This window comes from Bartonella rattaustraliani AUST/NH4 (assembly GCF_000312565.1).
In the GTDB taxonomy this organism is placed as follows: domain Bacteria; phylum Pseudomonadota; class Alphaproteobacteria; order Rhizobiales; family Rhizobiaceae; genus Bartonella; species Bartonella rattaustraliani.
In genome coordinates, this window is the sequence record NZ_CALW02000050.1 from 47,617 (window position 1) to 61,111 (window position 13,495).

11 protein-coding genes are annotated in these 13,495 nt (G+C 36.9%); 8 read left to right on the forward strand and 3 right to left on the reverse strand.

All coding sequences use genetic code 11. The annotated features are described in order from the left end of the window. The first annotated feature begins 157 nt into the window (after window positions 1-157). Window positions 158-1,286, forward strand: a protein-coding gene (gene prfB, locus BN67_RS07760) for a peptide chain release factor 2 (protein WP_156791647.1) whose coding sequence is annotated in 2 segments (ribosomal slippage) — window positions 158-226 and window positions 228-1,286 — 1,128 coding nt in all. Because the reading frame shifts where the segments join, the coding sequence is not laid out codon by codon here. Window positions 1,287-1,825: 539 nt separating this feature from the next. Here prfB and BN67_RS07765 read toward each other — a convergent pair. The 3 genes from BN67_RS07765 to BN67_RS07775 all read right to left on the reverse strand — a co-directional run bounded on the left by BN67_RS07765 (window position 1,826) and on the right by BN67_RS07775 (window position 4,769). After that, window positions 1,826-2,299: a peroxiredoxin gene (locus BN67_RS07765; RefSeq protein ID WP_019223560.1), complete on the reverse strand. Its 474-nt coding sequence runs from the start codon at window positions 2,297-2,299 to the stop codon at window positions 1,826-1,828. Window positions 2,300-2,539: 240 nt separating this feature from the next. Beyond that, on the reverse strand, window positions 2,540-3,793 hold the full coding sequence (gene tyrS, locus BN67_RS07770; RefSeq protein ID WP_019223561.1) for a tyrosine--tRNA ligase: 1,254 nt from the start codon (window positions 3,791-3,793) through the stop codon (window positions 2,540-2,542). 295 nt (window positions 3,794-4,088) lie between these two features. Next, window positions 4,089-4,769: an alpha/beta hydrolase gene (locus BN67_RS07775; protein WP_019223562.1), complete on the reverse strand. Its 681-nt coding sequence runs from the start codon at window positions 4,767-4,769 to the stop codon at window positions 4,089-4,091. A gap of 158 nt (window positions 4,770-4,927) precedes the next feature. Between BN67_RS07775 and BN67_RS07780 the strand changes: the two genes are divergently transcribed. From BN67_RS07780 to BN67_RS07810, 7 genes are all read left to right on the forward strand, one after another. Further along, window positions 4,928-6,067: a cysteine desulfurase family protein gene (locus tag BN67_RS07780; protein WP_019223563.1), complete on the forward strand. Its 1,140-nt coding sequence runs from the start codon at window positions 4,928-4,930 to the stop codon at window positions 6,065-6,067. Between the two features lie 163 nt (window positions 6,068-6,230). Further along, entirely contained in the window at window positions 6,231-7,742 is a 1,512-nt protein-coding gene (gene sufB, locus BN67_RS07785) for a Fe-S cluster assembly protein SufB (protein WP_019223564.1), read from the forward strand. Window positions 7,743-7,796: 54 nt separating this feature from the next. Continuing rightward, the gene (sufC, locus tag BN67_RS07790) at window positions 7,797-8,552 is read left to right on the forward strand and encodes a Fe-S cluster assembly ATPase SufC (protein WP_019223565.1); all 756 of its coding nucleotides are present in this window, start codon (window positions 7,797-7,799) and stop codon (window positions 8,550-8,552) included. Between the two features lie 11 nt (window positions 8,553-8,563). After that, window positions 8,564-9,835 (forward strand): Fe-S cluster assembly protein SufD, encoded by a 1,272-nt coding sequence (sufD, locus tag BN67_RS07795; RefSeq protein WP_019223566.1) that lies wholly within the window; start codon window positions 8,564-8,566, stop codon window positions 9,833-9,835. Between the two features lie 11 nt (window positions 9,836-9,846). Continuing rightward, entirely contained in the window at window positions 9,847-11,091 is a 1,245-nt protein-coding gene (locus BN67_RS07800) for an aminotransferase class V-fold PLP-dependent enzyme (RefSeq protein WP_026088224.1), read from the forward strand. Further along, complete coding sequence (locus BN67_RS07805; RefSeq protein ID WP_019223568.1) at window positions 11,084-11,485, forward strand: SUF system Fe-S cluster assembly protein; 402 nt, start codon at window positions 11,084-11,086, stop codon at window positions 11,483-11,485. The genes BN67_RS07800 and BN67_RS07805 overlap by 8 nt, the downstream gene beginning before the upstream one ends. Beyond that, a complete protein-coding gene (locus tag BN67_RS07810) occupies window positions 11,476-11,763 on the forward strand; it encodes a hypothetical protein (protein WP_019223569.1) in 288 nt (95 codons plus the stop codon). Before BN67_RS07805 ends, BN67_RS07810 begins: the two co-directional genes overlap by 10 nt. Window positions 11,764-13,495: the final 1,732 nt, after the last annotated feature.

Here is a 13,495-nt window from a genome sequence, read left to right on the forward strand (position 1 = left end):
CACAGATTCAGTAAAATAATTTTATTTATTTTTGCAGTTTAGCTGCGGCAAACAAATTGAGAAAGAGAGGCTGTTTCCTTACAGCAAGTACTGAGTTCGTATAAAATGCGAATGAATCTTCATGAGGAAGTCTTTATTTAAATTACGGTGTTAAATTATGCGAGCAGAGATAGAAGCATTGGTCGATGAAATCCAACAAGCAATTAAATTGCTAAGGGGGCATCTTTGACTGGGATCAATCACTAAAACGTCTTGAATATCTCAATCAAAAAGCAGAAGATCCAACGCTTTGGAATGATGCGCAACAGGCACAAGATATGATGCGTGAACGTCAGCGTCTTGATGATTCAATCAATGGTATTCGATCATTTGCAAAGACACTTGAAGAGTGCATTGAGCTGATCGCAATGGGTGAAGAAGAAAATGATACCGAGGTAATCACGGATGCAGAAAATGCAATACGCAATCTTAAGAATGAAATAGATAAAAGACAGATTGATGTACTTCTTTCAGGAGAGGCCGATCCAAATGATACTTATCTAGAGGTTCATGCTGGCGCAGGGGGAACAGAAAGCCAAGATTGGGCTTCTATGCTTTTACGCATGTATACGCGCTGGGCTGAACAGCATAAAATGAAGGTTGAAGTATTAGAAATCCATGATGGAGAAGAAGCAGGGATAAAGTCAGCAACACTTCTCGTAAAAGGGCATAACGCTTATGGTCTGTTGAAAACAGAATCAGGTGTTCATCGCTTGGTTCGCATTTCACCATTTGATTCAAATGCAAAACGCCATACTTCTTTTGCAAGTATTTGGGTTTATCCCGTGATTGATGATAATATTGAAGTGGATGTTTCAGAAGTAGATGTTCGTATTGATACATACCGGGCCTCAGGTGCTGGTGGGCAACATGTTAATACAACAGATTCTGCAGTTCGTATCACGCATATAAAAACGGGTATTGTGGTTCAATGTCAAACGGAACGTTCTCAGCATAAAAATCGAGCAACAGCTTGGTCCATGTTGCGGGCACGACTTTATGAAGAAGAGCTCAAAAAGAGAGAAGAAGAGACGAATGCTCTTGAATCTTCTAAAACTGAAATCGGGTGGGGGCACCAAATTCGATCTTATGTTCTTCAACCCTATCAGCTTGTCAAAGATTTGCGCACAGGCATTGAAAATACGGATCCGCAAGCCGTATTGAATGGCAGTTTAGATGCCTTTATGGAAGCAGCTCTTGCGCAACGTGTTTACGGAAAGGATCAAGAAATTGAAGATATTAATTGATCGGAGAAACATTTTAAAAATTGTGTAGACTTATTTGGGTTATGAATTTTATTTTTTACCCTTCAGATTGATCTGTTGCAAAATAAATTCATTTAAGGCTTTTGTTTTTTTATGAGGCGTGTTCCCAGGTTTATTTTAAAGAGATCTCTCTTAGAGCTCCTAAGCCCGTCTCACGTCGGTGTGGGTGAATTATATAACGATAAATCCATTGAGCCCAACGTTTTTACATTTAAAGGATACAGGTTGGCATCATAACTCTATATTTACGAGATTCTAATGTATTTATGAGCTCATGTTGTTGTCAACAGCTTTTGTATTAAGTAGTGTTAATGAGACGCATTCTCCCTCCTTTCTTCTATAATGGTCTATATGCCAACCCCACTTATGGCGCACAAGCCAAATGAATAAAATTGATTCAACATGAAGAGGTTTGAAATGAGAAAACTTACAATATTTAGAGTTATGATTCAAGGTGTACAACAATGATTTATCGTTATAAATCAATATCTTTCATGTGTCATGAGATTCATAAACTACCATTATGACGAAAGACGCGTAGCAGCAGCTAAAACATCTTCAGCATGTCCAGATACACTCACTTTACGCCATTCTTCTGCTATTATTCCAGCTGCATCAATCAAAAAAGTGCTTCGTTCAACACCCATATATTTGCGTCCATACATGCTTTTTTCAACCCAAACACCGTAAACCTGAAGCGTTGTTTTTTCTTCATCAGAAACAAGAGTGATATCAAGATCGTGTTTTGTTTTAAATTTATCATGTTTTTTTACATTATCTGGAGACATTCCAATAATAACCACCCCGATTTCACTAAATTTTTCTTTTAATCGTGTAAAATCAATTGCTTCACTTGTGCATCCACTGGTATCATCTTTAGGGTAAAAATATAAAACAATCAGTTTTCCTTGAAGATCAGAAAGACGTAATGTGCCTCCACCATCGCGTGGTAAATCGAAATCAGGAGCGGGAGTACCTTTCATCGATCGTGTCATTGCTTTATCTTCCTTTTCTAGTAAACATTGAATATAAGAACTTTTTAGTCAATGGCGAATGCTACACAGAAGAAATAACACTCCAATTTTCGAGACGAGAATAGAATAATCCTTGGAATGTTTTATCTCCCATTGTAAGGTGCATCATATCATAAGGCTCGCATTGAGGAAACCAAATCAAAGAAAAAGCTACAAGCGTATACATCAAATAAATGAAAAAGCGATAAAATCATAAATAAATTATAGCGGTTTCAATAAAACATGTTTTTTCCTACCGAAGGACAGTTTAATAATCCCCGTTTCATTCACATCTTCTTCGATGATAAGGCGCGTTTCATCTTCGATAATTCGGTCATTGACACGCACACCTCCACCTTGAACGTGTCGACGTGCCTCACTGTTAGATTTGGCGAGTCCAGCTTTGACTAAAAGAGCAAGTAATCCTATACCATTTTTTAAGTCTGTGGCATTAATCTCAACAGTTGGAAGATTGTCTCCAAGCGTTTTCTCTTCAAAAGTTTTACGAGCAGTTTCTGCAGCTGCTTCAGCAAGGCTGCGTCCATGAAGCATTGCGGTTACTTCTGTTGCGAGAATTTTCTTTGCTTCGTTAATTTCATTGTCTTGCAATGCAGAAAGTTTAATAATTTCATCCATTGGTAGTATGGTATAAAGTTTCAAAAACCGTGTAACATCAGCGTCTTCTGTATTACGCCAATATTGCCAAAATTGATAAGGTGAAAGCATATCAGCATTAAGCCAAACAGCACCATTTAAAGATTTACCCATTTTTGCACCGGAAGAAGTCGTCAACAATGGTGAAGTTAATGCGTATAATTGCGCTGTTCCAAAGCGATGTCCTAATTCGATACCATTAATAATATTGCCCCATTGATCTGAGCCCCCCATTTGCATGCGTAGTCCATAGCGATTATAAAGTTCAACAAAGTCATAAGCTTGCAGGATCATATAGTTAAACTCTAAAAATGATAAAGAATGTTCACGCTCAAGTCGCAGTTTAACAGAATCAAATGACAACATACGGTTGACAGAAAAATGTTTCCCCACATCACGTAAAAACTCTAAATAGTTCAAATTGCATAACCATTCAGCATTATTGACAATGCATGCATCTGTTTTTTTATCACCAAATGTTAGATAGTTCGCAAAAACCTTTTTAATACCAGCGATATTTGCAGCAATATCATCTTGGGTTAAAAGACGTCGTGCTTCATCTTTAAAGGAAGGATCACCAATCAATCCTGTTCCTCCACCCATTAAAGCGATAGGGCGGTGCCCCGTTTTTTGTAGCCAGTAAAGCATCATAATTTGAAGAAGACTTCCAGCATGTAGACTTGAGGCAGTCGGATCAAAACCAATATAGGCACTCACGGTTTCTTTTGAAAAAAGATCATCTAAGCCTTTCTCATCCGAAATTTGGTGGATGAAACCACGTTCACGCATAATGTGTAAAAAGTCAGATTTAAAAGCAAGCACGGATTTTATTTCCTGATCAATATTATATTTATTTATAAAAGTGAGGCGTTAATGCATTATCCCTACCACAAGTAATGTGTATCTCACAAGAGAACGAAAAACGTCGATAGGGGGCAAGAAAATATAAATGTTGTTTTTGTTTAAGGAGAGCTATTTTTCAGTGAGAGAAAAGGCATTGTCTTTTCATTTTTAAGAACCATAGAATAGGGGAAAGAAGCAAAGCAATATAAAAATAGATCTTTCTCTTGTTTGCAAAGTGATTTTTATTCATTTCTATAAATTCCTTGCGCATTTTTTATGTAAGGGAAAGTATTTCAGGTGGAGGAGCAAGAAACTCATGTGTAATATGGCTATCCAAATATTGTGTACATCGTTCAATAAGCTCTTCATTACATCCGCTAAAAAAGTGGTTAGCACCTTCCAGTATTTCTTGTGTAATCGTAATGCCTTTTTGGTTTTTTAATTTATCTACGAGTGATTGAACATCTTTTGGGGGAGCAACTTTATCGAGAGCACCGTGAATAATAAGCCCTGATGAAGGACAAGGAGCAAGAAATGAAAAGTCATAGACATTTGGTTGAGGCGCAACGGATATAAAACCTTCAATTTCTGGTCTGCGCATTAAAAGCTGCATACCAATCCAGGCACCAAATGAATATCCAGCCACCCAGCAATTTTTAGAATCAGGGTGCTGTGTTTGCACCCAATCGAGAGCTGAAGCCGCATCTGAAAGTTCTCCAATTCCATAATCAAATTCGCCCTGACTTCGACCAATACCACGAAAATTAAAACGTAATGTTGTAAAGCCACGTTGCTGGAACATATAGAAAAGATCATAAACAATTTTATTGTTCATTGTTCCACCAAATTGGGGATGAGGATGCAAGATAATTGCAATTGGTGCATTCCTTTGTTGTGAAGGCTGATAACGTCCTTCAAGACGACCTGCGGGACCGTTAAAAATAATTTCTGGCATTAAATGCTCCTTAAATGCTACAAGGCTCTCATTGACCTGAAACAACTTTTATCATAGAATTCCTTAGTTAATCACTAAATATTCTTTTTTTAGTGCATCTTGCAAGAAGATTGCACTCTTTTTTAATCAATTCATGAGATGAACGATTGTGATGTCGAATGGTTGTAAAACGCCGATATTTTGATCATAATGCGACAACACCGCTCAAAGAAACAGCGCGAGTGGCATTGCTGGAGTCTCTAGAGATATTTGGGAATCCATCATCCGTTCATGAGGAGGGACGCGCGGCAAAAGCTTTATTGCAAAAAGCACGCCGACAAATTGCTGAAAACCTCCATACAAATCCAGATCATGTTGTCTTCACATCTGGCGCGAGTGAAGCAGCGATGACTTTGCTCACACCCTTTTATAATATGGGTAGTTCGAAGGTTTATTTTTCTCATCTTTATATTGGAGCGACAGAACACCCTTCTGTTGCAGAGGGGGGGCGTTTTTCTAAAGAATGCATCAGCACAGTGACTGTTGATCAAGATGGTCTCATTCAACAAGATCAATTAGCCTCTCTCTTAAGCCTTCACGATAAAACAAAAGGTCTTCCTCTTGTTGCTATTCAAGCTGCCAATGGTGAAACTGGTGTGATGCAACCAATAAAAGAAATAGCTGCTGTTGTTCGGAATAATGGGGGTATCCTTATCGTTGATTTGACACAATATGTAGACAAAAACTTTGTTGATATTCACCAAATGGGGGGAGATTTTTTTATATTGTCTGCACATAAAATTGGTGGACTTAAAGGAATTGGTGCTTTTGTTTCATGTGGCAATCTTCTGATGCCTGAGCCTCTTATTGTTGGGGGAGGGCAAGAAAAAGGTTTGCGTGGAGGAACAGAATCTTTACCGCTTATTGCTGTTTTTGGGGCAGCGATAGCGAATTGTTTTACGCCAGAAGAAAGAGAACAGTTAATTGATTTGCGCAATAAACTGGAAAATGGTCTACAAAAAATCAGTGATGACGTTGAAATTTTGGGTAAAAGGGTTCAACGTTTGCCAAATACAACTTATTTTACTGTGCGCAATATGAAGGCTGAAACGATGCAAATTGCTTTTGATTTGGCAGGATTTTCTGTATCAGCAGGTTCTGCTTGTTCTTCGGGGAAAGTAAAACAAAGCAAGGTTTTGGAAGCAATGGGATATGATATTTCCAACGGCGCAATTCGTATTTCAACAGGGCGATGTACAACGTCTGAAGATATTGATGCCTTTTTATTAGTTTTTTCACAAATCATAGATAAAAAATAAAATTTATCACTAAAGAATTTAGAACTTTTTTAAAAATAAAATAGAGTTGATTGAAATTGTCATGTTTTACATGTAATCTAACAAATAAGTTACTTGCTTTATTTTATGAAAAACGAGACTTTTAGTCACCGGTCTCTGATACCAAAGAAAATGGAGAAAACTGATGCCGGCAATACAGGAAACAATACGTCAGGTCCGTGAGATAGACGTAGATCAATATAAATATGGTTTTGAAACCAATATTGAGACAGATAAAGCTCCAAAAGGTTTAAATGAAGATATTATTAAATTTATTTCTGCGAAAAAGCGTGAACCTGAATGGATGTTAACATGGCGTTTACAAGCTTTCCGTCGTTGGTTAACAATGCAAGAACCTCATTGGGCACGTATTCAATATCCCCCCATTGATTTTCAGGACTTTTATTATTACGCTGCTCCTAAAAATCATACAGGGCCAAAATCTTTGGATGAAGTAGATCCTGAATTGTTAGCCACGTATGAAAAGCTTGGTATTCCTCTCAAAGAACAGGAAATTTTGGCAGGGGTAAGAAAACAGTCTGATCCTTCAACTTTTGATGATAGTTTTTCTACACTAGGGCAGGTCGCTGTTGATGCCGTTTTTGATTCTGTTTCGGTTGTGACAACATTCAAAAAAGAGTTAGCACGTGCTGGTGTCATTTTTTGCTCGATTTCAGAGGCAATTGTTGAACATTCTGCTCTTATTAAGGAATATTTAGGGACGGTTGTGCCTGTAGGGGATAATTATTATGCTGCCTTAAATGCAGCTGTTTTTACAGATGGTTCATTTGTTTATATTCCCAAAGGGGTAAGATGTCCTATGGAGCTTTCTACCTATTTTAGAATTAATGAACGCAACACAGGTCAATTTGAGCGCACATTAATTATTGCGGATGAAGATTCCTATGTTTCTTACCTTGAGGGATGTACGGCTCCCCAACGTGATGACAACCAGCTTCATGCTGCAGTTGTTGAGCTTGTTGCGCTCAAAGGCGCGGAAATTAAATATTCAACAGTGCAAAACTGGTATCCTGGCGATAAGTATGGGAAAGGGGGGATTTATAATTTTGTCACAAAGCGAGGAGATTGTCGGGGTAACAATTCCAAAATCTCGTGGACACAGGTTGAGACTGGTTCCGCAATTACTTGGAAATATCCATCTTGCTTACTCCGTGGCGACAATTCGCGTGGAGAGTTTTATTCCATTGCTGTTGCAAATGGTTACCAACAAATTGACTCTGGAACAAAAATGATTCACTTGGGAAAAAATACATCAAGTCGGATTGTTTCCAAAGGCATCTCTGCTGGTTTTTCAAACAATACTTATCGGGGACAAGTGACAGCACATCGAAAAGCACAGAATGCACGTAATTTTACGCAATGTGATAGTTTGTTAATTGGCAATGACTGCGGTGCTCATACCGTTCCTTATATCGAAGCAAAAAATGCAACAGCGCAATTTGAACATGAAGCGACAACATCAAAAATTTCTGATGATCAGCTTTTTTATGTTATGCAGCGCGGCATTCCTGAAGAAGAGGCTATCGCATTAATTGTGAATGGTTTTGTAAAAGAAGTTATTCAAAAACTTCCAATGGAATTTGCCGTCGAAGCACAAAAGCTCATTGGTATCAGCCTTGAAGGCAGTGTGGGATAATTGGTTAGATTAATAGCGTAACTTGATTTAAAATAACCAGAACAGGATTAAAGAATGTTAGAGATAAAAAATTTGCGTGCCCGTATTGCGGGGACCGAAACAGAAGTGATTCGTGGTTTAAATTTGACGGTTCAAGATGGCGAAGTTGCTGCTATTATGGGACAAAATGGGGCAGGGAAGTCAACTTTGTCTTATTTGCTTGCTGGTCGCGATGATTATGAAGTGATAGAAGGTGATATTCTGTATAACGGACAATCACTTTTAGGAATGGATCCAGCAGAACGCGCAGCGTATGGTGTTTTTCTTGCATTTCAATATCCAATGGAAATACCTGGAGTGGCAACAATGGAATTTTTAAAAGTTGCCATGAATTCTCAACGTAAAGTACGTGGTGAGGAAGAGCTCAAAATCCCTGAATTTATAAAATATGTTAAAGAGGCTTCTGCAAAACTTGAAATTGATATGGATATGCTCAAACGTCCATTAAATGTAGGTTTTTCAGGTGGAGAAAAAAAACGCGCTGAAATTTTGCAAATGGCACTTCTTGAACCTCAACTTTGCATTTTAGATGAAACGGATTCTGGCTTAGATATTGATGCATTAAAAATCGTTGCTGATGGTGTTAATAAACTGCACGGTTCAAAACGTTCATTTTTGGTTATTACCCATTACCAACGTTTGCTTAATTACATTGTCCCTGACACAGTGCATGTTCTTCATAAAGGACGTATTATTAAAAGCGGAGATAAATCATTAGCACTTTATTTAGAGCAAAATGGATATGCTGATCTTATCAATGAGGCGGCTTGAGGGCAGTGAATATGAGTAATGGGAATGCACAACAACAATTGTTAGCCGTTGAAAAAGATATTATCGGTAACTTTAATCAATATGTGAGAGATTTACCTGGTGATAAGACGGTGCAGGCAGTTCGCAAAAAAGCGATAGAGTCATTTCAAACCTCACAGCTTCCTTCACGAAAAATTGAAAATTGGCATTATACTAATTTGCGCACATTATTGAAATCTGTTCCAGGTTTTTCAGAAGGTAATGATGAACAATCCGTTAATACATTACTGTCAAAGAGCATTGTTTTTTCCATTGCAAATGGAAAAACATCGACACAATCAAAAGAAGATAATTTTACAGTCAAACGTCTTGCAGATGCATTAAAAGATGATTCTGTAAAAATAGACCAAATTATGTCTGATGAAGATTTTATTGGACAATTAAATACAGCTTTTGTTACAGATGGTTGGCTTTTTTATATTCCTGAAAAGACAAAAACCAATGTTCCCATTGAATTACAAAATATTCAAATGGGCGGACAGTCTCATATTTTCTCAGATATAAAAGTTGATAAAAACAGTCAAGCTGTATTTATAGAACGTCAAATTGGCAATGAAGAAAATACCTTTGTTAGTTCGATATCCTCGTTAGAGGTTGCAGATCATAGTGATGTTACATGGATTCTTATTCGCAACCGTGGATTCAATTCTACACAGTTTGGTCGTTTCCGTGCTGTTCTTGGCCAAAATGCTAAGCTATCGCTTTATGTGATTAATATAGGCAGTCAACTTAATCGTCAGGAAATTGATGTTAGGTTACAAGGAGAGGAGTCTGATTTTCAATTACGAGTCGTAAATTTGTTATCAGAACAAACGCATAGCGATCTTACGATGAATATTCAACACCTTGAAGAAAAATCGACCTCAACTGAAATTATACGCAATGTGGTTACCGATAAAGCAGTCGGAGTTTTTCAAGGAATCATACGTGTGGCTCAAAAAGCGCAAAAAACAGATGCGCGCATGGCTTGTAATAGCCTCATTCTTTCAGATGATGCGGAATTTAACGCAAAGCCTGAACTAGAAATTTTTGCTGATGATGTTGCCTGTGGTCATGGTGCGACAGTTGCCAATATTAATCATGATCATCTTTTCTATCTCATGGCACGTGGTATCTCTTTGAATACAGCGCGTGCAATTTTGATTAAAGGATTCATCTTTGAACTCATTGATGAGATCAAGCAAGAAAATATTCAAACCGTTTTGAAAAATATTATGGAAAAATGGTTAGAAAAAAATGTTTAAGGCAAAAAAAAATGAACAATGATGGAGAAGTGTTTGGATATGATGTAGAAGAAATTCGTCGTGACTTTCCTATTCTACAGTGTGATGTTTACGGAAAGCGATTGGCTTATCTCGACAGTGGTGCATCTGCTCAAAAACCACAATCTGTACTTGAAGCGATGGATAATTTTTATCGCTACCGTTATGCAAATGTACATCGGGGAATAAATTTTTTATCAAATGCAGCAACACAATTTTATGAAGATGCGCGTAAAACAGTGCGCGCTTTTTTAAATGCCCCAACAGAAAGAGAAATTGTTTTCACAAAAAGTGCAACAGAAGCTATTAATACTGTTGCTTACGGTTGGGGGATGCCCAAATTGAATACAGGTGATGAAATTGTTCTCACCATTATGGAGCATCACGCAAATATTATTCCTTGGCATTTTATTCGTGAACAAAAAGGAGTTAAACTTGTTTTTGTGCCAGTTGATGAGCATGGTATTTTACATATTGAAGATTTTCAAAAAGCTTTAAGTGATAAAACAAAACTTGTTGCCGTGACACATATGTCTAATGTTCTGGGGACCGTTCCTTCCGTTAAAGAGATTGTTAAATTATCGCATCAAAATGCTATTCCCGTTCTTGTTGATGGTTCTCAGGGGGCTGTGCATTTCACAGTTGATGTACAAGACCTTGATTGTGACTGGTATGTTTTTACAGGTCATAAGCTTTATGGTCCCACCGGTATTGGAATTCTTTATGGTAAGGAAAATAGATTAGAAGAAATGCAACCTTTTCAAGGAGGAGGGGAAATGATTGAGGATGTCACAATTGATAAGGTTACTTATAATTCACCTCCCCACCGTTTTGAAGCGGGGACTCCTCCTATAGCTGAAGCTGTTGGGTTGGCAGCTGCTATTGAGTACATACAACAAAAAGATAGGAATGCTATTCATGCACATGAAATGACCCTTTTATCTTATGCACATGAAAGGCTTGAAACGATTAAAACATTGCGTATTTATGGTCATTCTCCTCATAAAGGTGCTATTATATCTTTTGAAATGAAAGGCATTCACGCACATGATGTTTCTATGTTTATTGATCGGCAAGGTGTTGCTATACGTGCGGGAACGCATTGTGCACAACCTTTATTACAACATTTTGGCTTAACATCTGCTTGTCGTGCTTCATTCGCTATGTATAGCAGTCGTGAAGATATCGATCAATTAGTGGAAGCATTAGAAAAAGCAAGGATATTTTTTAATGACTAAAACAGATGAAAAGAATCCTTCTACAAAATCTGTTGAAACTGTGAATGAAGATGAAAAACCGTATATATCAGCAATTCCAGCAGATGAAATTGATCGTATGACCGATGATATTATTGCTGCTCTTAAAACAGTTTATGACCCTGAAATTCCTGCTGATATTTATGAGCTTGGCTTGATTTATCGTATTGATATAGAAGATGATCGTTCAGTAAAAATTGAAATGACTCTCACAGCACCAGGATGTCCCGTTGCCGGGGAAATGCCGGGGTGGGTAGAAAATGCTGTAAGTGCAGTTGAAGGAGTCCTTTGTGTTGAAGTCACCATGACTTTTGATCCACCATGGACACCTGACTGTATGTCAGAAGAAGCACAAATTGCTGTAGGGTGGTATTAAAAACTGTAGAGCAGTTTCAACAATCGCATGTTTTTAAAATTTTAAAAAACATAGCGTCTTTTACTTTGATTTGTGAACTTGTTGAAGGGAAATGTTTTAAGATAGGCTTGCCTTCACTCTCGATGGTATTGCGTTTTTCACACTATCTCTTAAGCCATGCAAAACGATTTTATGCGTCGGGGGACATAGCTTTAGAAAATCATGCAAATTTGCTTGTAGAGCGTTGTGATTATTTATCAGATGGTTTTACAGTACGGAATGTTTATAAGTGTGATTGAAAGTTTTTAAAGGATAAAGAAATTATTCAACAAACTTTAGAGCTTTTATGTTGTTGTAACTATCTTCGTGAAATTTATGAAGAGAAAAGCCCAAAAGGTAAGCATCCTACAAAACACTATGAATGACACCCTTTGGTGCAAAATCATAAGATCACACGATAGAGAAATCTCTTTTGAGAGTTTTTCAAGACAATCACTCAAAACTCTTTTTAATGATATTCTCTTCATTCTCTTTTTCAAAGAAAGTGATCAGAGTTCTTCTTAAAAAGAGCTTTGTAAAGTTTTGTTGGATCATTCTCTAGTGGTCATATGATTTTGTTTAATGAGAAAAATAAATCAATATGTAAGTATTTTTGTGAATACAACTTATATCAACAACACAACCTATGGGGTATATTTTAGGAGGTTTTGTCATTTTTTATAGACAAAACCCTATAATTTTTAGCCTATGATAAAACGATTCGAAAATGCATATTTGGTATTTAAAAACTTCTCTTGATGAACCCATAAAATGATTATTTCATAAAAGGGGCAGCAAGTCCTATTATTTTACTGTCTGTGCCCATTTTTCATAAAATTTGTTTTAAGCAACTTATTCACTTTCAATATTTATCCAAAATATATTTAATAAATTTCACTTCGATTCTTTTAATGACAATTGACCCACGCCTTAAGGTTGTGGAGATACCTGTATAATGCTTCGATTTCATAAATACATTTCTTTACGCTCTTTCTTACAATTCTGTCGTGAGAGTGTCACACCTTTCTCGTGATTTAGGAACTTTTTTTAAAATCTTGTGAAGACTTACCTGGTGCAAGCTTCCATTCAAAAGAAAGAATATGAAATAGTTCAGACCTATTAGTGAGCTAGAGAGCGCGGGGGAAGATGGGCGTGATTAGCATCGATCTTATGACTAAATGCATGATTACGCTGCTATTTTTCTAACTCTACCTTGGGACTATAAGACTTTTTTTATTCTTTAACAGTTGTTTTAGCAATGCTTACTACAAGGTACGAAAGTACTTCCACCGCTCAAGACGAAGGCATGTCCGCTGCTTAAGCCTTGTTCTAGCCATATGGTTTCTTTGTTTTATGTGTTTCTTAAAATAAAGTTTTTTGCGCTTTTTAGAGTAAACACTAACACTTATAGTGGGATTACTAATGTCATATCCACTGCTCACATAACCTAGATCCATATAACTTTCCACAGTAGTAAAGTTTTCATTTCTAGAAATATAATTTGTAGAGGTGACCGAATTATATCTCGGCGGAATGTACGTTTTTGATACGCCACGATTATCAACACTAAATACTAGAGCTGTATCAGCACCTTAATATCTTTGTAAGAATTCTGTATATATTTAACGAAGGATTTTCCCAAGGTGTCTTCAAGTGCTTCTTGCTCATAAATAGACATGCCAACACCCACGATGAGCATCTTTTTCGCTTGAAAATTGTCTCTGTAGTTTAGATGAATAATCCCATTCAAACGTGAGTTTGCAAAAACAATTTCACTCAGATATGTTGTGAAACTACAAGCCGTGAATATTAACAAACAGAGTAAAATAGAAAATTTCTTCATCATAAACCTTTGATTAACGTAAAGGGTTTGGCAATGTATTTGTAATTTAAAGTCAAGAGACAATTCAAACTTTTAAACACTCTTTTTTAGATTGTTTTGATATTTTTTTAACACGTTGTGTATTTATAATATCTTATGCTTATTAATTG